This is a genomic window from Cupriavidus sp. C1SS-2L (genome assembly GCF_057073735.1).
Window position 1 is genome coordinate 798,066 of the sequence record NZ_CP172709.1, and the last position, 24,242, is coordinate 822,307.

At 64.1% G+C, this 24,242-nt stretch carries 24 protein-coding genes; 13 read left to right on the plus strand and 11 right to left on the minus strand.

The window, feature by feature from the left end; genetic code table 11:
* The first annotated feature begins 151 nt into the window (after positions 1-151).
* From ACIGJG_RS21400 to ACIGJG_RS21425, 6 genes are all read left to right on the plus strand, one after another.
* Entirely contained in the window at positions 152-2,230 is a 2,079-nt protein-coding gene (locus ACIGJG_RS21400; RefSeq protein WP_011301582.1) for a hydantoinase/oxoprolinase family protein, read from the plus strand.
* A gap of 17 nt (positions 2,231-2,247) precedes the next feature.
* Complete coding sequence (locus ACIGJG_RS21405) at positions 2,248-3,906, plus strand: hydantoinase B/oxoprolinase family protein (RefSeq protein WP_483673891.1); 1,659 nt, start codon at positions 2,248-2,250, stop codon at positions 3,904-3,906.
* 34 nt (positions 3,907-3,940) lie between these two features.
* Positions 3,941-5,326 carry an aminopeptidase P family protein gene (locus ACIGJG_RS21410; protein WP_483673892.1) on the plus strand — a complete coding sequence of 462 codons (1,386 nt, stop codon included), beginning with the start codon at positions 3,941-3,943 and terminating at the stop codon, positions 5,324-5,326.
* A gap of 79 nt (positions 5,327-5,405) precedes the next feature.
* Positions 5,406-6,293, plus strand: coding sequence for a hypothetical protein (locus tag ACIGJG_RS21415; protein WP_140951628.1), 888 nt, complete (start codon positions 5,406-5,408; stop codon positions 6,291-6,293).
* A 15-nt stretch (positions 6,294-6,308) separates the two neighbouring features.
* Positions 6,309-6,461 carry a hypothetical protein gene (locus ACIGJG_RS21420; protein ID WP_166487115.1) on the plus strand — a complete coding sequence of 51 codons (153 nt, stop codon included), beginning with the start codon at positions 6,309-6,311 and terminating at the stop codon, positions 6,459-6,461.
* Between the two features lie 33 nt (positions 6,462-6,494).
* The gene (locus ACIGJG_RS21425) at positions 6,495-7,880 is read left to right on the plus strand and encodes an MFS transporter (RefSeq protein ID WP_011301578.1); all 1,386 of its coding nucleotides are present in this window, start codon (positions 6,495-6,497) and stop codon (positions 7,878-7,880) included.
* A 72-nt stretch (positions 7,881-7,952) separates the two neighbouring features.
* Here ACIGJG_RS21425 and ACIGJG_RS21430 read toward each other — a convergent pair whose 3' ends face one another.
* Positions 7,953-9,122: a GGDEF domain-containing protein gene (locus ACIGJG_RS21430; protein WP_483674028.1), complete on the minus strand. Its 1,170-nt coding sequence runs from the start codon at positions 9,120-9,122 to the stop codon at positions 7,953-7,955.
* A 215-nt stretch (positions 9,123-9,337) separates the two neighbouring features.
* On the opposite strand from ACIGJG_RS21430, the gene ACIGJG_RS21435 reads away from it, so the two are divergent.
* Positions 9,338-9,808, plus strand: coding sequence for a carboxymuconolactone decarboxylase family protein (locus tag ACIGJG_RS21435; RefSeq protein WP_011301576.1), 471 nt, complete (start codon positions 9,338-9,340; stop codon positions 9,806-9,808).
* The gene (locus ACIGJG_RS21440) at positions 9,808-10,665 is read left to right on the plus strand and encodes a sigma-70 family RNA polymerase sigma factor (RefSeq protein WP_011301575.1); all 858 of its coding nucleotides are present in this window, start codon (positions 9,808-9,810) and stop codon (positions 10,663-10,665) included. Before ACIGJG_RS21435 ends, ACIGJG_RS21440 begins: the two co-directional genes overlap by 1 nt.
* A 38-nt stretch (positions 10,666-10,703) precedes the next feature.
* Here the strand turns inward: ACIGJG_RS21440 and ACIGJG_RS21445 are convergent, their stop codons facing one another.
* The 6 genes from ACIGJG_RS21445 to ACIGJG_RS21470 form a co-directional block, all read right to left on the minus strand.
* Entirely contained in the window at positions 10,704-11,735 is a 1,032-nt protein-coding gene (locus ACIGJG_RS21445) for a DUF1254 domain-containing protein (RefSeq protein WP_258234639.1), read from the minus strand.
* A gap of 61 nt (positions 11,736-11,796) precedes the next feature.
* Positions 11,797-13,137, minus strand: a complete 1,341-nt coding sequence (locus ACIGJG_RS21450) for a DUF1214 domain-containing protein (protein WP_258234640.1) — start codon at positions 13,135-13,137, stop codon at positions 11,797-11,799.
* An 11-nt stretch (positions 13,138-13,148) separates the two neighbouring features.
* Entirely contained in the window at positions 13,149-13,910 is a 762-nt protein-coding gene (locus ACIGJG_RS21455) for an SDR family NAD(P)-dependent oxidoreductase (protein WP_483673894.1), read from the minus strand.
* 18 nt (positions 13,911-13,928) lie between these two features.
* A complete protein-coding gene (locus tag ACIGJG_RS21460; protein ID WP_011301571.1) occupies positions 13,929-14,684 on the minus strand; it encodes an SDR family NAD(P)-dependent oxidoreductase in 756 nt (251 codons plus the stop codon).
* Positions 14,685-14,695: 11 nt separating this feature from the next.
* On the minus strand, positions 14,696-15,631 hold the full coding sequence (locus ACIGJG_RS21465; protein WP_011301570.1) for an alpha/beta hydrolase: 936 nt from the start codon (positions 15,629-15,631) through the stop codon (positions 14,696-14,698).
* Positions 15,632-15,667: 36 nt separating this feature from the next.
* Complete coding sequence (locus tag ACIGJG_RS21470) at positions 15,668-17,260, minus strand: flavin-containing monooxygenase (protein ID WP_483673895.1); 1,593 nt, start codon at positions 17,258-17,260, stop codon at positions 15,668-15,670.
* 257 nt (positions 17,261-17,517) lie between these two features.
* Between ACIGJG_RS21470 and ACIGJG_RS21475 the strand changes: the two genes are divergently transcribed.
* Complete coding sequence (locus tag ACIGJG_RS21475; RefSeq protein ID WP_011301568.1) at positions 17,518-18,489, plus strand: LysR family transcriptional regulator; 972 nt, start codon at positions 17,518-17,520, stop codon at positions 18,487-18,489.
* 25 nt (positions 18,490-18,514) lie between these two features.
* Positions 18,515-19,321: a hypothetical protein gene (locus tag ACIGJG_RS21480; protein WP_483673896.1), complete on the plus strand. Its 807-nt coding sequence runs from the start codon at positions 18,515-18,517 to the stop codon at positions 19,319-19,321.
* Between the two features lie 67 nt (positions 19,322-19,388).
* Here the strand turns inward: ACIGJG_RS21480 and ACIGJG_RS21485 are convergent, their stop codons facing one another.
* Entirely contained in the window at positions 19,389-19,943 is a 555-nt protein-coding gene (locus tag ACIGJG_RS21485; protein ID WP_011301566.1) for a DUF2939 domain-containing protein, read from the minus strand.
* A 96-nt stretch (positions 19,944-20,039) separates the two neighbouring features.
* Positions 20,040-20,390: a hypothetical protein gene (locus tag ACIGJG_RS21490; protein ID WP_011301565.1), complete on the minus strand. Its 351-nt coding sequence runs from the start codon at positions 20,388-20,390 to the stop codon at positions 20,040-20,042.
* A 246-nt stretch (positions 20,391-20,636) separates the two neighbouring features.
* On the opposite strand from ACIGJG_RS21490, the gene ACIGJG_RS21495 reads away from it, so the two are divergent.
* The 3 genes from ACIGJG_RS21495 (at position 20,637) to ACIGJG_RS21505 (ending at position 22,085) form a co-directional block, all read left to right on the plus strand.
* Positions 20,637-21,044, plus strand: coding sequence for a PPC domain-containing DNA-binding protein (locus ACIGJG_RS21495; RefSeq protein ID WP_011301564.1), 408 nt, complete (start codon positions 20,637-20,639; stop codon positions 21,042-21,044).
* Between the two features lie 162 nt (positions 21,045-21,206).
* Entirely contained in the window at positions 21,207-21,587 is a 381-nt protein-coding gene (locus ACIGJG_RS21500) for a hypothetical protein (protein ID WP_041680330.1), read from the plus strand.
* A gap of 192 nt (positions 21,588-21,779) precedes the next feature.
* Positions 21,780-22,085, plus strand: coding sequence for a hypothetical protein (locus tag ACIGJG_RS21505; protein WP_084791980.1), 306 nt, complete (start codon positions 21,780-21,782; stop codon positions 22,083-22,085).
* A gap of 190 nt (positions 22,086-22,275) precedes the next feature.
* Here ACIGJG_RS21505 and ACIGJG_RS21510 read toward each other — a convergent pair whose 3' ends face one another.
* Both ACIGJG_RS21510 and ACIGJG_RS21515 read right to left on the minus strand, forming a co-directional pair.
* Positions 22,276-22,470 (minus strand): hypothetical protein, encoded by a 195-nt coding sequence (locus ACIGJG_RS21510; protein WP_041680329.1) that lies wholly within the window; start codon positions 22,468-22,470, stop codon positions 22,276-22,278.
* Positions 22,471-22,882: 412 nt separating this feature from the next.
* Entirely contained in the window at positions 22,883-24,220 is a 1,338-nt protein-coding gene (locus tag ACIGJG_RS21515) for an IS4 family transposase (protein ID WP_483673424.1), read from the minus strand.
* Positions 24,221-24,242 lie beyond the last annotated feature (22 nt).

The window sequence follows — 24,242 nt, forward strand, 5'->3', positions numbered from 1 at the left end:
CACCCTGCCGCAACTCCCACCTGCCGCCGTTGTTGAGCGGCTCCCCAGCTCTTCCTAGAGTGCCTGCCAACGGCCGGAACCGAAAGAGTTCCGCCTGTCAGGCAACCGGCGCGGCAACGCCGCCGCGCCCGAATTCTGCTAGGAGAAGCAATTGACGCAACAGCGCAATACCGTCCGCGTAGCCACCGACGTGGGCGGCACCTTCACTGACCTCGTCTACTTCGAGTTCGATCCTGCCACGGGCACGCAACGCATCCGCACGGCAAAGTCCGACACCACGCCGCCCAACTTCGAGCAAGGCATCCTCAACGTCCTGCGCAAGGCCGACGTCGATCTCGAAGAGGTCAGCTTCCTCGCACATGGCACCACCGTCGTGATCAATGCGCTGACCGAGCGCCGCGGCGTGCGCACCGGCCTCATCACGACCGAAGGCTTTCGCGATGTGCTGGAGATCGGGCGCGCCAACCGTCCCGACTTCTTCAACCTGAGCTGGGTCAAGCCATCGCCGTTCGTGCCGCGCTATCTGCGCCGCGAAGTGCCGGGCCGCATCCATTTCGATGGCGCAGAGCGCCAGTCGCTCGACCTGTCAGGCGTCGCGCAGATCATCCATGACTTCCGCAGCGAAGGCGTGGAAGCCGTCGCCATCTGCCTGATGCACGCATACGCCAACCCCACGCACGAGCAGGCCGTGCTGGCCGAGGTTCGCAAGCTGTGGCCCGAGGCCTCGGTCGTCGCGTCGCACCAGATCACGCGCGAATGGCGCGAATACGAGCGCACCAGCACGGCCGTGCTCTCCGCTTACGTGCAGCCAATTGCAGCGCGCTATCTCAGCAACCTCGAAGACGGCCTGCGCGCAAATGGCTATCGCGCACCGCTGTATGTGATGCAGTCCAACTGCGGCGTCGACACCGTGGCGCGCGCACGCGAAATCCCCATCACGATGGTCGAATCCGGTCCCGCCAGCGGCTTCTGGGGCGCGGCGGAACTCGGGCGCCTGATCGGCGAGCCGAACGTGCTCGCGCTCGATATCGGCGGCACCACCGCCAAGTGCTCGCTGATCGAGAACGGACAGGTCGCCATCAAGACGGACTACTGGATCGAACGGGACCGCACCAGCGCGGGCTATCCGATCATGGTGCCAGTGGTCGATCTGGTCGAAATCGGCAACGGCGGCGGCTCCATCGCCTGGACCGACGACTTCGGCAAGCTGCATGTCGGCCCACAATCCGCCGGCGCATCGCCGGGGCCCGCCGCGTACGGCAACGGCGGCACCCGTGCCACGACGACCGATGCCAACCTCGTGCTCGGCCGCATCAACCGCGACTACTTCTGCGGCGGCGAAATCCAGGCCGATATGGGCGCCGTCGATCGCGCGCTGCAGCCGCTGGCCGAGCGTCTGGGCCTGTCACGCGAGGACGTGGCCCGCGGCATCGTGCGCATCGCCAACGACAACATGGTCAATGCGCTCAAGCTGGTCTCGCTCAATCGCGGTCACGACCCGCGCGAGTTCACGCTGGTGGCATTCGGCGGCGGCGGTGCCATGCACGCGGTTGCACTGGGACAGGAGCTTGGCGTGAAGAAGGTGGTGATTCCGCGCGGCGCATCGGTGTTCTCGGCGTGGGGCATGACCATGTCGGATCTGCGCCGCGACATGTTCGCCAACCGCTTCTTCGAAGCGAGCCGCGACGGCGCGACAAGCTCGGCACAGGCTCTGCTCGAAGAACTCGCGCAGTCAGCACGGCAGCAGTACGCACAGGAGGATATCGACCCGTCCCAGGTACGCGTGGCCCTGCATTGCAGGCTGCGCTACCAGAACCAGGAGCATGCGGTGGAGGTGCAGTTGCTGCCCGGAGAGCGAGTCGATGCCGAGTGGGCGGCCATTGCCGAGCGCTTCCATGCGCTGTACGAGCAGCAGTACACGTACCGGCTCGATGCCCCGCTTGAGATCGTCGGCTTCCATGTGGTCGCGGTCGCCGAGATCGGCAAGCTCGACCTGGATGAACTGCCGCTCAGCGGCGCAACGCTCGACGCAGCCATCAAAGGCAAGCGGCTCGTCGACTACGCGCTCGAAGGCATCCACGAAGCCACCATCTACGACAGCGTGCACCTGGAACCAGGCATGGCCTTCGACGGCCCGGCGATTGTCGAAGACCCCGGCACGACCATCGTCGTGCATCCGGGCAACCGCGCCAGCGTCGACCGCCTCGGCAACCTCCACATCATCCTCTGAGGGCGAGGAAAACCATCATGAGCCGTACCGATATCTTCACGCTGGAAATCATCCAGAACTCGCTCCAGGCCATTGCCGACGAAATGTTCGCCGCCATGCGCAAGACCGCGATGAGCCCGATCATCTACGAGGTGCTCGACATGGGCACGGGCATCACTGATGCGCAGGGACAGATGGCGAGCTCGGGCTCCGGCATTCCGGCCTTCGTCGGCGTGCTGGACAAGGCCGTGCGCTGCGTGCTGGCGCAGTATTCGCAACCCGGTGACATCGAGCCGGGCGACATCTTCATCACGAACGATCCGCACACCGGCGGTGTCACGCACCTGAACGACGTGGTGCTGACCATGCCGGTGTTCGCCGGTGACCGGCTGGTCGCATGGACCGCCAATATCGCGCACTGGAACGACGTGGGCGGCATGGTGCCCGGATCGCTGAGCACCGATGCGACCGACATCTTCCAGGAAGGGCTGCGCCTGACCGGCGTCAAGCTGATCTCCGGCGGCAAGCCAGTGCGTCCGGTCATGCAGATCCTGCGCGCCAACACGCGCATGCCTGACTTCATGGAAGGCGACCTTTGGGCCGGCATTGCGGCGGTGCGCGGCGGCGCGGGACGGATCGTCGAGCTGACGCGCAAGTACGGTGTCGATGCCTTCGTCGCGGCGATTGGCGACTTCATGGACCACGGCGAGCGCGTCTCGCTCCATGCGCTTGCCGACGCGCCGCGCGGACGCTTCACGATGGAAGAACTGCAAGACGACGGCCAGACGTTCCGCGTGACGGTCGAACTCTCCGGCAACGAGATGATCGTCGATCTGTGCGACAACCCCGCCCAGGCGTGCGGCCCTACGAACCTGAGCCGCGACGGCACCATCGTGGCGACGCAGATGGCGTTCAAGGCCGTCACTGCGCCGCAGGCCGCGACCAATGGTGGCACGTTCCGTCCGCTGAAGGTGCTGACGAAGCCCGGCACGCTGTTCGACGCGAGCATGCCGGCCGCGGAGGGCTTCTATTTCGAGAACCTGATCCGCGTCTATGACCTGATCCTGCGCTGCCTTGCCGCGCACATGCCGGAACGCCTGCCCGCAGGCAATTTTGCATCGGTCTGCGCGACCATCATCGGTGGCGTGCATCCGGACACCGGCCGCGCCTTTACGCTGGTCGAGCCCGAGATCGGCGGCTGGGGCGGCGAGGCCGGCCGCGACGGCAACAGCGCGATGTACTCGGGCCTCCATGGCGAGACCTACAACTGCCCCGCTGAAATCTGCGAGGCCCGCTACGGGCTGTATGTCGATGGCATGGCCCTCAACGATGAGCCGGGCGGCCACGGCGAGTACCGCGGCGGACTCGGCATCCGCATCGACTACCGCGTGCGCGCCGACGACACCTTCCTGACCTGCGGCTACACGCGCTCGCAAGTCCCGCCGTGGGGCCTTGCAGGCGGCCGCGACGGCACGCCGAACTATATCGAGGTGCTGCGCAAGGATGGCCGCAGCGAGCGGCACGCCATGGTCAGCGGCCTGATGCTGCAACAGGGCGACGTCATCCGCGTGCGTACCGGTGCGGGCGGCGGCTACGGCGCCCCTGCCAGTCGTTCGCCCGAGGCCGTGCGCGACGACGTGCGCAACGGCTACCTGAGCGCGGCGCAGGCCCGTGAAATCTACGGCGTCACGGTCTGACATGGGCTGCGCCATCGAACCTATCGGCGTTCCCATGTTTGACAAGGGCGTCTACCGGGCACGCCGTCGCCAGCTGCGCGAGCGCGTCGGCACGGGTCTGCTGCTATTTCCCGGCAATGACCACTGCGCCATCAACTTCGCGCATAACCCGTATCCGTTCAGGCAAGACTCGACCTTCACCTACCTGTTCGGCATTCGCCGCCCCGGCCTGGCCGCATTGATCGATGCCGATAGCGGTGCGGAAACGCTGTTCGGCGACGACGCCACCGCTGACGATGAGCTGTGGCTCGGTGCACAGCCTCGCCTCCATGCGCAGGCCGAACGTGCGGGCATTGCCAGTGTACGGCCGTTGTCGGAGATCGAAGCCGTGATCAGCACTGCCCGCAGTCAGGGGCGCACCGTGCACTACCTGCCTTCTTACCGGCACCAAACGACGCTCGATCTCGCCCGACGGCTTGAGCTGCCGGCGGCATCCGTCGCGGCAAAGTCGTCCGTCGCACTGATCCGCGCAGTGGTCGCACTGCGCGAGATCAAGAGCGCGGGCGAGGTATCCGAAGTCGAGAAGGCACTCACCGTGACGCACGCCATGCACCTTGCCGCCATGCGCATGAGCCGCCCCGGCGTGGTCGAGCGCGAGGTGGTCGCGGAGATGCGCCGCATTGCGCAATGCCACGACGTGCAGGAAGCCTATGCACCTATCTTCACGCGGCGCAAGGAAGGGCTGCATGCGCAGGTCTATGACATGCAGCTTGCAGCGGGCGACCTCGTCATCAACGACGCGGGCGCCTGCAGCGCCATGGACTACGCCAGCGATGTCACGCGCACGCTGCCTGTTGGCGGCCGCTTCAGCGCCAGGCAGCGCGAACTGTACGAACTGCTGCTGGCGGCCCAGCTTGCCGGTATCGCCGCCATGCGTCCCGGCTTGCGCTATCTCGACCTGCACAAGGCGGTCAGCGCGGCGATCGTGCGCGGCATGTGCGAGATGGGCTTCTTTCGCGGCGAGCCGGAGGAGATCGTCGCTGCCGGCGCCCATGCCATTTGCTTTCCGCATGGGCTGGGTCACCAGCTCGGCCTTGATGTCCATGACATGGAGGCGCTGGGCGAAGACCACGTCGGCTACGACGACGAAGTATCGCGCAGCGGCCAGTTCGGGCTGCGCTACCTGCGCATGGGCAAGCGCCTGCGCGAAGGCATGGTCATGACGATCGAGCCGGGCATCTATTTCATGCCGGCCCTGATCGACCGCTGGCGCGCCGAGCAACGGCACGCCGCACACATCTGTTACGCGCGCTTCGACGCCTACCGCGATTTCGGCGGCATGCGCGTCGAGGATGTGGTGCATGTCGGCGGAAAGAGCGCGCGCGTGCTCGGCCCGCACATCCCGAAGACGGTGGCCGAGGTCGAGGCGGCCATGCCGTAGTCATTCCGTTCGTCGCAGCATCCTGCGGCCGCCCGGCCAATCCGCATGCCGCAGCGCTTTCCTACCACTGAGAGAGATCTTGAAGGCATCTTATTTGCCGCGCATTTGCGCGTCGGCCGCGCTCGTCCTGACGTCGGGCATTTCGGCCACTGCCCATGCCGACCAGTTCATCGGCTTCGGCCAGCCCGGCACCCCGGGATCGTGGGCCGTCGAGGCGTTTCCCGTCATCAACCGCAGTGCCGGCGGCAATGTCCGCGCCGGCGCCAATACCGTCCTTGCGTACTTCTCCAAGACCGGTTTCACCGGAACTACGCGCGACCAGATCGAAGTCTGGGCAGGCGCCATTCCGGGCTATGCCACGCCCGTCGGCGGCTCCGATACCGCAGCGGGCATTGCATCGCCGAACATCGGCCTCGAGTACTACTACAACGTCGTGGAACCGAAGGGGGAGTATGGCTCGCCCAACTACACCACGTTCTGGACCAGCCCGACGCTGATGATCGAGTTCCCCAACGGGAACAAGGACGTATCGGGATTCGGGGCGGGTGGCAACCGCTATGCATACAGTTTCAGCATCGCGAACTATGTGCAGGTCGGCAAGTGGGGCATGACATTCACGCCGGTGGGGCTGTACTACGCGGACCGTGCACGCAACGCAACAGACATGGGCAATGGCGACTTGCGCAGACTGCGCGGAGGCCTGAGCCTGTGGTTCGCGGATATCGCCGCCGGTTACCAGGTCACGCCGTCGCTGTGGCTGGGTGTCCACCACATCTACAGCATCTTCAACCACAGCGCGACTGATTTTGCCGAATCGCGCGAAGGCAAGATCGGTCCGTCTCTGACGTACACGGGGCTGTCGAAGTATGGCGTGGTGATCGCGGCCAACGTGAATTTCGGCTACTACCACTCGGCGAACCTGCCGCACGCGAATTCCCTGACCATGGCGCTCGTAAAGAGCTTCTGACCGAGGCACCAACGCATGAAGACAAACCAACCTGCACAGGCCGTTGATGTACCGGTCTCGGTGCGCTGTCTCAATCCCACCGGGTCACCCGCGTGCGAACAGCCAATTGCCGGGGCGTTCTGGCTGTTCAAGGGACCGGTGCCGGTCGCCCATGTCGTGCGAGCCTGATCCCACAAGCAAAGAGAAAGAGGAGACATCCCCATGAGCGATCTATCGCCAAGCGTGGCGGACGCGGTGCGCAATGCGCCGTCGCACCGCACAGTTCCAGCTACACACACAACGGACTCCATTGCCGTCGGCAAGCTGTTCGAACAATTTCCACTGACCCGCGAACACCTGAAGAGTTGCCTCGCGCTGTTCATGGTCTTTGCCATCGAGGCGTGGGAGATGATGATCATCGTCTACACCGCGCAGCTGATCGGCAAGGAGTTCCAGCTCGACGCCGCGGCGCTTGGCAACCTGATCGGCGCGATCTTTGTCGGCATGCTGATCGGCTCGCTGTGGTGGGGCAAGATCTCGGATCGGATTGGCCGCAAGCGCGCCATCATTCTGAGCCTCGTGCTCTACGGGCTGATTTCCGTTGCCAGCGCCATGGCCACGAGCTACGGCATGCTGTACGCGCTGCGCCTGCTCTCAGGCATCGCGGCCGTCGGCATGATGGTGGTGACGTTTGCCCATTTCGAGGAACTACTGCCGGTGAAGGTACGGGGTACCTGTACCGTGTACCTGGCATCGGGCTGGCCCGTCGGGATGCTGATGGCGCTGGGCGTATCGATGTGGCTGCTGCCGTGGGGCTGGCGCGGCATCATCGCGGTGAGTTCGCTTGCAGCGGTATGGGCGTTCGTCGTGGCGCGGTGGGTGGAGGAATCGCCGTACTGGCTGGCCGCGGTTGGCCGCGACGACGAGGCAAAGGCCGTGATCGGCAGGCTGAGCCGCGGCGCCGTGATCGTGCCGCCCTCGACGCGGCTGCACGTGGAAAAAGGCGCTCACGGTGGCACGCACCGCGAGTTGTTCTCCGGGTCGGCGCTGCGCATCACGCTGCTGCAAATCGCAGTCAACTTCACGTTCTCGTGGGGCTACTGGGGCCTGCAGACCTGGCTGCCAACGCTGTTGCAGCAGCGCGGCCTGAACCTGCCGCAGAGCTACGGCTTCATCGCGATCTCGGCAATCTGCATGATCCCCGGCTACATTGCAGCGTCCTTCCTGACCGGAAAATTCGGCCGCAAGCGCGTGATTGTCGGCTTCGTCGGCATGTCCGTGATTGCCGGCTACGTGTTCGCGAATGCGCAAACCATGGAAATGCTGTACGCGGGCAACTTCGCGCTGGCCTTCTTCAGCATGGGCGCGTGGGGCGTGTGGGATACGTGGATCGGTGAACTGTATTCCACTCGGTTGCGCACGCTCGGCTACAGCTGGGCGGTGTTCGCGCAGCGCGTCGCCAATATTGCGGCACCCAGCCTGATCGGCATGCTGCTGGTCCGTGGATGGTCCTTCAACACGACGACGACGATGATCAACGCATTCATGCTGGCGACGGTGCTGCTGGCGCTGTTCATGCCTGAAACTGAGGGCAAGGAATTGGACTAGCGTTGCCAGCGCAGCGGCCGCCGGCAGATAGTTGGCGCGCCGCTGTCGGCAGTCATCATCGCGCTGCGTCCTTCAGGAAAAGGGATGGAGCTTCGGCTGCGCCAGCTCAAGTCGATTGCCGCCCAGCGACTTCGCGCGATACAGCGCCTGATCCGCCGCAGCCAATCCTTCCACCAGCGCGGGCACCTCGTCCTCGAAATGCGCCAGCCCAATGCTGACCGTCGCCGGCACGCCAAGACTGTCGGTACGGCTCGAAGTCGTCTCGGCAAAAAGCCTGGCGACGCTCTCGCCCAGTGACTGGGCGCGCCCTGCGTCATGGCCAGACAGCACCGCGGCAAACTCTTCGCCGCCGATACGGGCGAGAATCGCGTCGGCGCCGACTACGCTGCGGGCAGTCTCGGCGAATGACTTCAGCACCTTGTCGCCGGTCTGGTGGCCGTACAGGTCGTTGATGGCCTTGAAATGGTCGAGATCGAACGCGAGCACGGAAACCGGGCCGCTTGCGCCACCGTCGAGGATGCGGCTGCCCTGTTCGAAGAACCACCGCCGATTGCCGAGACGGGTCAGGTAGTCGGTCTGCGATTCGAGCAGGAGCTGGCTGTGGGTTTCCTCGCGAATCAGCCTGATCAGGGCCATCGGCAGCAGCACCGAGTACAGCACGCCCTCGTAGAGCGTGACATTGCTCGCGATCGCGCTGACGGAAGGCCCGTACGCCCCCACAAGCCAGGGCAACACGAACGACCGGCCCGTGTAAAGCACGGCGTGCACGCCGGTCACCGCCACGACAACATACCGCGCATGCAGCGACTTCATCGCCTCACAGCGCAGCATTTCCCACGCCGTCGCGGCGCTCACGACCGCCAGCGGGAATGCGCTGATGTAGCTCCAGATGATGTCCTTCCAACGCGCACCCGCAACGATCCACACGAGTGCCATGGCCACCAGCAAGCCGGATGAGGCGGCACGGTAGCGCCGCCCGCGCAACGAGGCGACGCCACCGAGGACAAGCAGGTAGCCGCTGAGCATGACGAGATTGGCGACGGCTGAACCGAGCACCTCGGGCAAACTGCGGCGAACCAGCACCACCGCGCACCCTGCGGCGAGCGTCGTGAACCCCGTTGCAAGGATCCGCAATGACCTGCTGCGCCCGGGATTGGCCCTGCGCTCCCAGAACATCATTCCGGCGCTAGCGAGGAGTGTTCCGATTGCCAGAAAGTAAAGGGTGAGAAGATCGACGTGCATCCCAAATGTAAAGACATTGCGCCGCCGGTACATGGGCGGCGGCAGGGAGATTCTACGTGGGAAATATGGCAGGCCTCGCGGGCGGGGCATCTTGGGCGACAGCCCCCGTCGGAGCGGGTTCTGCGGAATCTCCAAAAAAATCTCCCGCCGATGTCACACCCAGGGGGCCCTGACTCGTCATGTCGTCGTAACCCTGACCAAACGGAGATACCACCATGACCGCCAGTTTCGACCCGTTCGCCGCCGCCCCCGCCCAGATGAAATCCTGGATGGGCATGTCACTCGCCGTAGCGGGCAGCCTTGAACCGAGCCTCGTGTCGCTCGTTGAAGTCCGCGCTTCCCAGATAAACGGGTGCGCGAACTGCATTAACATGCACACTGTCGACGCCCGCGCGAAAGGCGAGACCGAGCAGCGTCTCTATCTGCTGTCCGCGTGGCGCGAAGCACCGTGCTATACCGAGCGCGAACGCGCAGCACTTGGCTGGACCGATGCGCTGACGCGGCTGTCGGAAGGCCATGCGCTCGACCGCGCCCGCGCCGCACTCGACGAACATTTCTCGAAGGAGGAGCAGGTGAAGCTCACGCTCATGATCAACGTCATCAACGGGTGGAACCGCCTTGCGGTCGGCTTCGGCATGTGGGTCGACCCGGCAGCGGCCAAATCGGCAGCCAAGGCAGTCGCCTGATGACCGACGCCAATCTCGCCGACGCCGCGGCAAGTTTCGAGCCGCTGCGGCGCACGCTGATCCGGGTCGGGTACCGCATGCTCGGCTCGGTCGCCGATGCCGAGGATATCGTGCAGGACGCGTTCATCCGCTGGGTGAACGCCGAGCGCACCGAGGTGCGCGTGCCCGAAGCGTTCCTGCGCCGCATGGTCATGCGGATGTGCCTGGACCAGCTGAAGTCCGCGCGCCACCAGCGCGAAACCTACATCGGCCCGTGGCTGCCCGACCCTGTCGTCGAGGAAGACGAGCAGGAGGACGTCACGCTGCCACTGATGCTCGCGCTCGAACGGCTGTCACCGCTCGAACGCGCGGCGTTCCTGCTGCACGACGTATTCGGTCTGGAATTCGACGAGATCGCGGCGACGATACAGCGCGAGCCCGCCGCGTGCCGGCAGTTAGCAGCGCGCGCGCGTACCCATGTGCGCGAATCGCGTCCGCGCTTCCAGGTCGAAAAGCAGCGCGGCATCGAACTGGCAAAGGCGTTCTTCGACGCGTCGCGCAGCGGCGACATGAGCGCGCTAGGCGCCATGCTGGCCGCTGATGTGAGCCTGCAAGCCGACGGCGGCGGCAAGCGGTCGGCAGTCGGACAGCCGGTATTCGGCTTCGACGATGTGATGAAGCTGCATGAAACCCTGTCGGCGTACTTCCTCAAGAACGGCTCGACGTTCGTGCGCGCGGGATTTATCAACGGGCTGCCCGGCATCGTCACGCTCGAGGCCGATGGCGAGCTCCAGACGACCGCGCTCGACATCGAAGACGGCAAGATCACGGCCATCTATGTCATGCGCAATCCGGACAAGCTGCGGCATCTGCATTAGCGTGTGCTAACTGGTGGTGTGCGCACGCTGCCGCCAGTTCAGGACGCGGCTTGTGCCTGCGGAAACTTCCAGCGGCCGTCGAGGATCTCCGCATGCGGCAAGTAGAAGCGCACCATGTAGTTCCATCCCGGCATCGTGGGCAAACAGTTCGGAGTATCCGGTGCGCAATTGCCGAAGCGGATCGACACCGCGCCGTCTGGCCCTGCCTTCGCCGTCAGGTTGTTGATGGTGTACGCCTGCTGCGCATTGGGCTCGAAGTACCCTGCCGCGTTGTAAACGCTGATTGACCAGAACCCGTCCACCGGTACGCGGGGGACGTCCAGGCGATAACCGGTCTTGCCGTCGTTGCGCGCGGGATTGACGATCAGGTAGAACGCGTCGCGTTCCGGTATGCCGCCCCAGGCAATCGCGCTGCCCACCAGATGGCGCACGGGATCCACCTTGCCGGGCGCGCCGAACATGCCGCGAGAATCGGGTACGGTGGCGCCGAGCGTCACCAGCGCATGTCGAAGGGCATCCTGGCTGGCCATGTTCCACGCGGGGATCTCGAAGCGGCCAGGGCCACCGGGCTGGCTGACGGCAATGGCGTCCTGCATCGCGTGCGCAAGCCGTACATCGTCGGCGCTGCGGGGATCCACCATCGTGCGCACACCAACCAGCGCATAGCGCGTGCCGACGTTTTCCTTCGACAGCACGTAGCGCCCGGCACCGTAGTGCACTGCCGCAACGTAGTGATCTTCGTTGAACACCGACATGGACATGTAGCGGTGCCCTGCATCGGGCATCGACACCGTGACAGGTCCGGCATCCAGATCGAATACCGCGCTGGAGTAAAGCGTGTCACGATTCCCGCGCACCACGGTCTGCGCCTCGACCGGCATCAGGGTTCGCGCGTGCATGAAGCGGCCGAGGGCACCGCGCTTCACCACGCGATCGAAGTAGCGGTCCGATTCGGCACGCGCGAAGTTGTCGACCGTGACCGCCACTGGCGCCGCGGACTGTGCGTGGGCCGTCAATGCGGCCGCACCGATCAGCGTGGAAGCGACCACGCCGCGGAATCGTTGCTTCATCTTTTCTCCTTTCGGACGGTTTATCCGATGCGCCGCAAGCGCCCTTCTTCCTCTGCCCTGGCTAGTCAATCCGGACAAGCGCCGGTGGATAGGCATTGCCGTTCGCGACCTCGGCATCCGGGCCGTAGTACCGGAACGTCAGGTTGTAGCGGCTCCCGGCGGGAGTCGGCAGCCAGTTCGATCGCGGCGTACCTGACGGCAGCGTGGGGGCGTAGACGATCGTCAGCGAACCGTCCGCGTTGTACTTCAGCGCCGACTCCTTGTTGAGCAGGAAGCGGCTGATCGGATTCGGAATGACCTTGAAGTCCTGCGCATCGACCGCTATGACCGACCAGAAGTACCGTGCATGCTTTGACGGCAGCGCTGCGGCCGGGAACGTCTGGGAATACGCCTGCCCGCCATCGAGCCCGCGGTTGCCGAAGTAGGTCACCTCGGCACTGTTGTTCGCCCAGATGCCGACCAGGTTCACGGCCGTCCGTGTCTTGTAGTCGTCGCCGTAGTTGCCGACAATCGACGGCCGCACCCAGCCGTTGCGGATGGTGCCGAAGTCTCGGATTTGAGCCTGGAGCGCCTGCCAGGCCTGCTCGCGGACCGTGCGTTCGACGCGTGCCCGTCCCTCAGCACCAGATCTTGCCAGGGCGGCAACGGAGGCAACCTGCGCGCGGATCGGCGCCATGCCCGGATTGATATCGGGCTCGCCGCGCAGGATTGCGTCGGTCCAGTCGAATACCTCGGCACCGGGCAGGCTCTTGTTAGTGAAGACCGGCACCTCGGTCGGCGGATCGATCTTCGGCTGTCCCAGTGGCGTCAGCGTGAACCGCCGCTGAAGGCGCGCAGCGGCGGCTGGGTCCGCGCCCAGCTCGATACGCGCCAGCACGCGGAACGTCTTTCCCGGCAGGTCGATACGCTGCAGGCCCGCCGGCACGCTGACGGCAGCGCCCTTGAGGCAAAGGGCATAGCTGCCGTCGGGATGCGTGGGATACGTGCGCTCGTTGATATTGACGGCGGTCTCGCCCCAGCCATTGAGCATCTGCCACGTGTAATAGCGCCCGCTTACCTTCGGCATATCGAGCCGCACGCACGTCTTTTCGTCAACCGCCACCCATGCTTCCGAATACGCGACGTCCAGGTTCGGATTCGCCCACGTCACGCCACCCGGCTCGCGGTAAACAAGGTGATTCCACTGAAATCCCTCGCGCTCGAAGTCGAGCCGCTGCTGGCGCAGGACCAGCACGCGGCCCAGCAGGTAAAGGTAGGCGTCGCTGATCTGCTGATCCGTCAACGCGGCGGCCTGTTGGACGGACGGCTCGCCTGCATTGCCTTGCGGCACGGAGGACGCCGTACAGGCCCCAAGCACGATCAGTGCCGCACTCGAAATTGCCGTCGTACGCAAGGTCTTCATCGATAGGCTTCTCATTGCGCGCAATACCCTCCATCGACCATCAGGCTCGTACCGACGATGAACGATGCATCGTCGCTCGCGAGAAACAGCACGGCCTTCGCGACCTCATCGGCGTGACCCAGGCGGCCAATCGGATGCGCCGCCACCAGGCGCGCACGGGCTTCCTCAGTGGCACGTTCGATCAGCGGTGTTGCCACGAAACCCGGACATACCGCGTTGACGCGTATGCCGTCCTGTGCATGCGAGACGCCGAGAGAGCGCGTGAGGTTGACCACGCCGCCCTTTGCCGCGTTGTAGGACGCCGCGCCCGGCATCCCGACATGCCCGAGTATCGATGCCATGTTGACGATCGCGCCGCCGGTGCCCTGCTTCTTCATCTGCACAATGGCAAGCTTGTTGCTCAGGAAGACGCCGGTCAGGTTGACGTCGATCATCTGCTGCCATTGCTCGACACTGACATCCTCGACTGGTGCAGACGGATGCGCAATGCCGGCATTGGCGACCATGATGTCGAGCCGCCCGAAGCGGCTCACGGTGTCATCGATGAGCCTGCGCGTGTCGTCCTCGCGCGACACATCGACTTCGCTGTAGTGCGCGGCCAAGCCGCTTTCGCTCAGTTCACGCGCGAGCTTCTCGCCGAGTGCCGAGCGGTCGGCAATGACGACGCTGGCACCTTGGGAAGCGAACAGCCGAACCGTTGCCTCGCCAATACCGCTGGCACCGCCCGTTACGATGGCGACCTTGTCCTTGAGCTTCATGTCGATGTACTCCATTCAGTCTGTGGTTGCCGACTAGGCCGCCGTGAATCCGCCGTCCAGCACCAACTCCGCGCCGTTCATGTAGGACGACTCGTCCGAAGCGAGGAACAGAGCGAGGCCGCCGACTTCATCGGCCGTGCCCAGTCGGCCCATCGGCGACATGACCTGGCCCAGATCCTGCTTGCTGCGTCCCGCCGTGCCCGAAGCGTAGTCGGCCATGGCCGTATCGATAAGGCCGGGATGGATCGAATTGACCCTCACGCCCTTCGCCGCATACTCCAGTGCTGCGCCCTTCGTCATGGCACGCACGGCACCCTTGCTGGCGCTGTACATCGTGGACCGCGGCGAGCCGACCAGGCCGGCGACCGAAGACACGTTGATGACCGAGCCCTTCCCGGCGCGCGCCATCAGCGGCATCACGTGCTTCATGCCAAGGAACACGCCCGTGACGTTGATCGCCATGAGGCGGTTCCACTCGTCCAGCGTCGTTTCGGCAAGCGGCTTGAGCACGAAGATGCCCGCATTGTTGAAAAGAACGTCGACCGTGCCGAATGCCTCGACCGCAGCGTCGACAACTCGCGTCCACTGCGTTTCGCAGCCCACGTCGTGCGCCAGTGCCATGGCACGCCCGCCGGCTGCGTTGATCGTGTCGGCGACTTCCTGCGCGCCGTCGCGGTTGATGTCGGTCACCACAATGCTCGCGCCTTCGCGCGCGAAACCAAGCGCGGTAGCGCGGCCGATACCGCCCGCAGCACCGGTGAGAATCGCAACCTTGCCTTGCAGTCGCATGTCAGTACCTCTTATCGGTTGTCGCTCTGGAACGCCGCCGCGAGTGCGGCTGCCGTGTCGTCGAGTGCCTGCCGGCCCTTGTCGAGTACGCCCGGCATCCAGCAGAAGCCGTGGATGGTGCCGTCATACCGCTTGCATTCCACCGGCGTGCCGGCCTCTGCAAGCCGGCGCGCGTAGGCCTCGCCCTCGTCGCGCAGCGGATCGAACTCCGCCGTGACCACGAAGGCCGGCGGCAGGCCGCGATGGTGATCGGCGCGCAATGGCGAGGCGTAGGGATGCGTGCGGTCGGCATCGCCCACGTAGTGGTTCCAGAACCAGACCATGCTGTCGCGCGTGAGCAGGTAGCCCTCGGCGTTCTCGCGGTACGACGGCGTGTCGAGCGTGCCGTCGGTCACCGGGTAGAGCAACACCTGGAAGCACGGCTGCGGCGCGGCGCGGTCGCGCGCCATCAACGCGACGGCTGCAGCGAGGTTGCCACCGGCGCTGTCGCCACCCACGGCGATACGTGTGGCGTCGACCTGCTGCGCGCGCGCATTGCTCACCAGCCACTGGAACGCGGCGTAAGCGTCCTCAGTGGCGGCGGGAAACCGGTGTTCGGGTGCCAGCCGGTAGTCGACCGACACGACCACGCAAGACGCGCGGGTAGCGAGGCGACGGCATGGCACATCTACCGTGTCGAGGTCACCGACGACCCAGCCACCACCGTGGCAATACACCAGCGCCGGAAACGGGCCTTCACCGTCGGGGGTGTAGATGCGGACGCGGATATCGCCGGCGGGGCCGGGAATCGTGACTTCCTCGATCTGAGCCACGGCGTCCGGCACGCCGGCCAGTGGCCGGAAATCGAACGACTGCCGCGCCTGCTCCGGCGTGCAGGTATGCAATGGCGGCCGTCCTGCCGACGCAATCATGTCAAGGATGTAGCGGGCCTGCTCGTCGAGCGCCATGGTCTCTTGTCTCCGTCGTAGTTGTTGTGGCCCGGCTTACGCCTGCAGGAAGCCGTCGTACCCGTTCGCCGCCACGCGAGCGCACAGCTCGCGATAGACGCTGATGCCCGCCAGGTAGATCGGGAAGCTCATCTTCTTGCCTTCGACGTTCGAGCCGTTGTACCAGGATTCGCCCTTTGGGAAGAGTGTGGCATCGGCGACTTCATGGCAGTGCCGGCTCCATGCCGCTTCGGCCTGCGGCTTCGCTTCGATGACAGCGGTACCGTTCTGCTCCATCTGGCGAATGCACGCATCGATCCACTCGACGTGCTGTTCGATTGACCACACCATGTTGGACAGCACCGACGGGCTTTCCGGGCCGGTGATCATGAACATGTTCGGGAAGCCGGCGGTCGCCAGGCCCAGATAGGTCTGGATGCGCTCGCCTTCCGCCCACTTCTCGCGCAGCGTCATGCCGTCCTTGCCGCGGATGTCGATCCGGAACAGTGCGCCCGTCATGGCGTCGTAGCCGGTGGCGAAGACGATGACGTCGAGCGGATACTCGGCGTCGGCGGTACGCAGGCCCGTCGGCGTGAATTCGACGATGGGCGCGGCCTTCACGTCGACCAGCGTCACGTTGTCGCGGTTGTAGGTTTCGAAGTAGCCGGTATCCATGACCGGGCGCTTCACGCCGTACAGATAGGTCGGCGTGAGCTTTGCGGCGATTTCCGGATCCTTCACGACCGTGCGGATCTTGTCGCGGATGAATTCGCACACGGTCTCGTTGGCGCTCGCGTCGGTGACGAGATCCTTGTACAGGCCATGCATCCAGCCGCCTTCGGTCCAGGCCGCCTCATAGCGCTGCTGGCGCTGGGCTTCGGTATCCTCGAACGTCGATCGATCCGGGCGCGGCCGCGTCGTCGTGCCGCCCCAGGACTTCAGGACCTGCTGCCTGAGCGCGGGATAGTTCGCTTTGACCTGCGCCACGTATTCGCTGTCATAGGGCCGGTTGGCCGCTGGCGTGCTGTATTGCGCGGTACGCTGAAACACGAACAGGTGCGTGGCCTGCGCGGCGATCTGCGGGATGGCCTGAATGCCGCTCGAACCGGTGCCGATCACGCCGACCCGCTTGCCGGCGAAGCTGACCGGCTCATGCGGCCACGTTCCCGTGTGGTACTGCTCGCCTCGGAAGCTGTCCAGGCCCTTGAAGCGCGGTGTGCTCGATGTGGACAGGCAACCCACGCCCGAGATGAAATACTTGGCCGTGGCCACGCGGCCATCGTCAGTCTGCACCCGCCACTTGCCGGCGCTGGCGTCGAAGTGTGCCGAGACGACGCGCGTGCTGAACTCGATGTCGCGGCGCAGATCGAAACGGTCCGCCACGTGGTTCAGGTAGGCAAGGATCTCGGGCTGTTCGGCATACCGGCTCGTCCAGGTCCACTCGGCGAGTAACTCCTTCGAGAACGTAAAGTTGTAGTAGATGCTCTCGACATCGCACCTGGCGCCCGGATAGCGGTTCCAGTACCAGACGCCGCCGACGTTGTCGCCGGCCTCGTAGACCCGTGCCGACAGGCCCGCTTCACGCAGGCGATGCAGCATATACAGGCCGGAGAATCCGGCTCCCACCACAATGGCGTCGTAGTTGTCCATCTTGTTGTCTCCTTCTTTCTGCGCGACTGGCCCCCGTGCGGGGACCATGCGTGTCGTTTGGCTTTTTATGCTCGCACCCGCGCGTCGGCACTGTCCAATTCAACTTTTTCCGCCGTATTCCTCAAAGTCATACCTCGCCAGAACGGGCGGCGGCGCGCCGGCCCTGCCTCGCACGGATCCGGTTGACAGGGCTGTTCACCGCGTCCGTGGCAAAATCACCAATCATTGAAGTCCGGCCAGCATGGGAGAGGTTGCAAATGGATGCTCGTCTGAAGCAGGCCGTCGCCGTTGGCAGGTTCGGCTCCTTCTCGAAGGCAGCGGAAGCGGTCAATGTGACCCAGTCGGCCGTCACCAAAAGCGTCGCGGAGCTGGAGCGGCGCCTCGGCTTCCCTATTTTCATCCGCACCTCGCGCGGCGTAGTGCCGACCAGCGAAGGGCGCGCGTTCCTGGAGCGCGCCTCACGGCTGATTGCGGATACCGATGAACTGCTGAGCGGGGCGCTGCGCACCGACCCGTTCAGCGGGAGCCTGCGCATCGGGATCTTTCCGACGACGTTCGAGTGGATGCTGGCAAAGCCGCTCGAGGTGCTGGTGCAGCGTCATCCGCGGCTGCTGCTGGACATTACGTCAGGAACGAAAGAACGCGGCGTGCAACTTCTTGACCAGGGCGACGTCGATGTTGCCATCGGACTCGAGTCGGCGTTCGGGGACAAGGCCCGCTTCAAACTCGAATACATCGCTACGATCTCGGCATCGATATTCGTGCGGCGCGGGCATCCGCTGCTGGAGCTGGAGGCGCCGGTGGCGTCCGATATCGCCCGGTACGACATGGTCCTTCCGGGCCAGCTCTGGGATCTGTCGCTGTACCCGATTCTCAGCCAGATCTACGGTCAGGCCGAGGCAGTCCGGTTCCACAGGATCGAAAACTTCTCACTGCAATGCAAAGTCATCGAAAACACGGATGCGATGGGCTTTGTCGACCAGGCCATCACGAGGACAGATTACTTCCAGTCGCGCTTTGCGGTTCTGCAGGGCCTTGAAACCGCCACCACGGCCGGCATTGTCTGTGCCGTTCGCGAACAATGGACGCCCAAAGCCGGTGTCGGGGCACTGGTCGACATCTTGCAGCGTGTGCATGCGGAGGGAATGCTGAACAGCGACATCCAGAACCGGCTGTTCGGACATGAATGCGCGGCGCTGGCGGCCGAAGCGGTGCCGCACCGGGGTTGATCCCGAGTTCTTTTTCCGACAAGCGGTGCACATTGCATTAAAGTGGCACCCTTTCCGCGATGCGACTCCCGGCCGCCAGCCGACGTTCACGCGGCTCCAAACGCTGGTACGCCAGTCCTGCCGCAGGACGCTGTCGCCCACCGATATGTCGAACGCCTTTGCTCACCGCCATGCACGCCTGCGGCGCAGCGCCGCGCTGGCCACCGTTTTACTTAGCCTGACAGCAGCCTGCACCACGCGACCGTTCCAGCCGTCCCCGCCGGCATACAAGCTTTGGGCCAAGGCAGGCGTCAGCGAGCAAGGCGTACGCAGTGCCATGCTCGATTGCGGCTTTGCCGATTCCGCCTATGTCGACGGTACCGTGATGACGAACAATGACTACGCTCGTGCGCAGTTGTGCATGATCGACAAGCGCTTCGTTTATCAGGACCGCCGGATTCTCTGCGCCGACATGCCGGAGCTGCCGGCCTGCGCCAATGTGCCGCGTGGCAAGACGTTCGGCTCGGATCCTGACATCGACCCTGCACGGCTAGATAGCCGCCCGCCGCGGGCCCCGGCGTACACCTACTGGAGCCGTCCTGGCACCGATACCGAAGGCGTCAAGCACGCCATGCTGGCATGCGGCTACACCACGGTGATCGAGCCCATCCACACCATGCTGCTCAACGACATTGCCGCGGCCGAGCTATGCATGATCGACCAGCAGTTCAGGTATGCACGGCCTGCCAACGCACTGTTGTGCAAGAATCCGCCGGGGTTGCCTGCCTGCCGCAATCGCAAGATCGATGCGCAGCAGTGCTGTGCGCCGCCGGCGCCGGCGGGGGCCCGCTGATGAGGTAAACAGGCCTGCGCGCTTTCAGGACCTCGCTGGCTTGCGCCGCGATGGAGGATTCGACCTGCTATGGCTTCGCCAGATCGGGAATCTTGATGCCGGCCCATTTCCACGACCAAAGCCCGTCGCGCCGCAGATCGGCAACGACTTGGTCGCCGTTGTCCTTCGTGGCCGTCGCCTGAACCAGTGTCCAGCTTCGATACGACACGTCGTACTTCAAGGCGTCCTTTGCCGCTTCCTTGCGGGGCGCTTCCGGTGCGGGTGCGGGCGCCGGCGATTGCGGTGCCGGGCTCCCGGTTGCCGGCTTCTCGCCGGCCATCAGCGCCATGACACCGGCCGGCGACACCATGGTATCCACGATCGTGTTCACCATGGCGAGGCCGATCATCTGCCCGAGTCCGGCAAACGGGTTGTCCTTCAACGCCGGCGATTGCATCTGGCCCTTGAGCGAAGACTGGAGCTGGCCCTTCAGGTTTTCGCGCAGCGCGGGATAGTCAGCGTATCGCGAGAACTTCTCCGCGTCATGCGTTTCGATGGCGGAGCGCATCTGGTAGATGGTCCAATAGGGGCTCGCGTAGCTTGTGGCTGCACCAATCGCGATCACGGCGATCGCTGCGGCCATCCATTTCCTGTTCAATATCTCCTCCGGCAGTGCGCATGGGCACGTTGTCCATGCGCGGATCAAGTCTTGAAGACGACTCGAAATTGTAGCCGTGCATCACTGGCACTGGCTGATCGCACCCGCGGCACCACTGTCAGCCCCACGGAACCCCAGCCATGAGCCGGCTCCCGTGGGCGACTTGCGCACGACGGCAGCGGAGCCGCTTGGCGGCTGTTGCCCCGGAACATAAACATCGAAGGCCTGGTCATTGGCCAGCATGTATTGCATCCACACTTGCTGCTGGGTACTTTGCGCCCACTTCTGGCCGATACACTGGGCGGCGTCCTTGGGCGCCAGCTTGCTTTCGCCGATGGCGCGCGTGTCTTGCGTTGGGGGTGGGGTGTAGGGAGATGTGACGCAGCCGGCGAGCGCGGCAGTGGTGATAGCGACGATGAACGGATATTTCATGTTATTGGCTCCATATCGAATCGCGAAAGCACCGACGATGCCGCATGAGTCGATTCGTCACCTTCCGGTGCCGCTTACGTGACCTAAGATGGGTGAGGCGACCCGGTCCGTACAAGCTCCAGTCTAGGCGCCAGACGCCGGATGCGGCAAAGGCGCCAGACAGCACTCGGCGCTGCCCGCAACAGGAGCGCGGCCTGCACTTTTCCGTCATGTTCCGGTCATCGAACCTTCCACCTGGAAACCACAATGCGAGCACATCCGTTGCGCCTCTGTCCCGGCGATGATCTGCGTGGCGCACTGGAAGACATGGTGCGCCAGCGCCAAGTATCGGCGGCATTCGTGATGCAGGGTATCGGCAGTCTCAGCGTCGCCCGGTTGCGATTCGCCGGAAACGAGAGTCCCGCCGAACTGCGCGACGATCTGGAAATACTGACGCTCGCGGGGACACTGTCGGCGGATGGCGCGCACCTTCACATGTCGGTCGCCGATTCACGCGGTCGGGTGTTCGGTGGCCACGTGGCACATGGTTGCCTGGTCCGCACGACCGCCGAGATACTGCTGGCGATTCTTCCTGAACATCGTTTCTCGCGCGAGTACGACGCTCGCTCCGGCTTTGCGGAACTCGCAATACGAAAGGAACTGCCACTGGAGTAAGGGGCGGCTGAGGCGTACGAGAAATGCAGGGGACGACAAAGATTGAACTGAGCCGTCAGGATGATGGTCGGCGGCTAAACGTTATATCCTTGATAAACGGGGCCGACAGGCGTCATGGCCCTTGTTTCTCCGTCACGGCACGGAAAGTGTGGCATTGACAACATGTGGCCCAGACACGCACCGATCGTGCTTTGCATCATGTTGGCCGCCTGCGCATCGACCGGCGTCGACGTCAGACCCGAGCAGATGTCTAACTTCCTGCCCGGTTTCTCCACCATCGACGATGTCACCACACAGCTCGGGACACCAACCTCCCAGGTCACGATGAAGAGCGGATCCACCGTCCTGATCTATTCATTCGCGACTTCCAGGCCGCACCCTGAAAGCTTCATCCCGTTCATTGGTCCGCTCTTTGCCGGTGGCGAAGTCCGGTCGTCGACCGTGCTGTTCGAGTTTGACGAGAACGGCGTCCTCAGCAGCCTGCGCAGAACGACGTCGAGCGGTGCGTCTGGCTGGAGTGTGTTGCCTGCGGAGGCGATGTAGCCGCGTACGCGTGCGGCAGAAGTCATGCGCTCGAACGGGTGAGTGGGCAAAGTGAGCGCCGCGCACCAGCAGCACCACTGGCTACTTCCGATGTGGGACAAGAACGGACAAGCCTTTCAGCCTGCGCAGCAGCCACCGCGCATGTTCGCCGCAGTAGATTGAAGGTATCTGGTACGACTTTCAAAGAGGTAAATCATGTCCCTACGCTACGCAACTTGCCTCGCCGTTGGCCTGCTCGCCACAGCGGCCTCGACAGCCACGCTGGCGCGTGACTATGTCGAAGGTGGCCCTGTCTACGTCCAGCCCGCCCCGCAGCCCGCACCCGTGGTCGTGGCCGAGCCGCGCGTAGTCGTCGGCTGGCATGGCGACCGCTATTGGGATGGTCGCCGCTGGTGGGCCCGCGACGAGTGGAATCGTCATCATCACCACCATAATCATCATTACGATAATCAGCACTACGATCACCACGACGAGCACCACGACGAGCACCACGGTTAAGGCGTTCGATGAAGGCGCGAGGCTAATGCAACTTCCGGCATCGAATGTCGCGCGCCCCGCGCCCACCCGGAACACGGCCGCCCCCGAAAAGGGGCGGCGTCATTTGCTTGCGGCCGATGACTGCGCGCTTGCCGAGGCGGAGTTCAGTCCATCGTTGCAGTTACTGGGGCATGTCTGACGCCGTCGCGCCTCAGCATTGGCCTTTCTTGGCCTTGCCTGGCGGACAGAACGATTCATTACCGTACTGGTCGACGCGGCAGTTCCCTTTCTTTGCCTGCCCTGGCGGACAGCCAGGGCCGCCGCCGTGCTCTTCGTAAGGCGGCGCCACCACGCAGCCGCTTAACAGTAGCGAGCAGCCGGCCAGGATCATCAGAATCGCTCTCATGAGGTCTCCTTCCATTGTCGATGCTCGCGATTATGAAGCAAGGACACGTGGCCGACCAGCGATAATCTCACGGCCCCTGGTGACTACGCCAAAGCATGCCTTGCCTGGCTATCCTGTTGCCGGCATCCGGCAACGTTTTGGCAGGATATTTATTTAATATATATTCTGGCTCCAGCCATGCATTCGCGTAAATCCGAGCGCGCCGGAATGTGAGTTTTTAATATAACTGAGGTCGCTCGATTGATCAGTGAGGATCTGTCGAATTCGGCATCATTTCGTGTGCAATGGTGGACCCGGCTCTTCGCCCGGCGTCCAAAATAAACGACCCCGAGGCGCTGCTCGGGGTCGTTGCTGGTTTTAAGCCTTGATGGCCTCGTCTGTAGGACCCTTGCACCATTTGATTACACACATCTCAGTCGTCAAGTTCACGGGCGTACCTGAGGCCTGCGGCGAAATCCACCGCTCGCTGCAGGCCTTGCCAGATAGTCTTGACTCCGGGTTCGCCGTCGCCTTTGCGCGCCAGGAAGCCGCCGAGCATAGCGACCAAGCGCACGACCTCATTCAGACGCGGTGACGTCTTCGGCGGCTTCTTCTTGTTAAGAATGAATGCCGCGCGCCATTCATCGCGCTCGAACAACAGCCCTGCATCCAAGTCCGGGCAAGTTCGGCCCAGTCGCATCAACCGAGCGATGCGCCATGCCACCACCATGAACAGCGCCAAGGCACGCTCAAGCCGTGCCATCGATGCGAGTTGCAACGCCTCGACCCGACAGCCGTTCTTGAGCACGTGAAAGAATAGTTCCACTTCCCAGCGCGCGCGGTACCAGTCAATAAGCTGTGCTGCCGCGTCAAGGTCGTCCACCTCGCGATTACTCAGCAGTCGCCATTCAATCGGTTTGACGCCGGCCGGCGGGTCGACCTCCCGGGCGACGATGCAAGTGGCACTTACCACGCCGCCTGCAGCATCAGGCAACGCGACACGTTGTGCCCACACCTGCTGCCGTACCGCGCGCGCCGGCTGAGCCTGACGGGCTGCCAGCGTAAAGTGAATCCTGCCCACTGGCTCACCCGCAGTCACTTGGTCCCACAGCTTGCCGCCGCCAGGCAAGGTGCGATTGTGCTGCGAGCGCAGTAGCCAATCCGCCGGGTGGCCCAACTCCTTTGCCTTGACCATCAGCGCCATGATGTCCGACTCCCGGTCAGCCACATAGACGAGTCGCGTGGCAGGCAGTGCGGCCGCCTGTTCGGCGACCCGCTCATATCCTTCGGTCCAGCGGGTACTTTCCTTGATGCCGGGGCGCACGCCATCCGCACCCTTGGGCTCGCGCGCCCACATGTAGGCGTCAAGCACGCCCAGCGGTTCGCGCGCTGGCGTTACCGCGTAAGTCGGGTGCAGATATAGCCCGCGTTGCGCCTCATACGACAGCGGTCCCAGGCCTGCGATGGCCTGGCCGTTAAAGTCCAGCTCCGTGGTGTCTTGGATGCATAGCACCACTTCGCAAGCTCGCATCCGCTCGGCTGAACTCTGCCAGTGGGGCGCCAGAATATCGCGCCAGTCCAGTTCATCCTGAGCCAGGAAGCGGTACGCCGCAGCCGTTTCCGCCCAGCCGCCGCATGCACTGGGTATGCTTGCCGTCGGCTTCTCTGCGAGCCGCTCCGCTAGCAGTACCGCCCGCTTGTTCAGGCGCTGGTCGCCCAAGTCAATGTCCTTAAATTCTGCCGCCGCCCAACTCGTTGCCTCTCGCTGCATGTGCCGCCCAAAATGCAAGAGT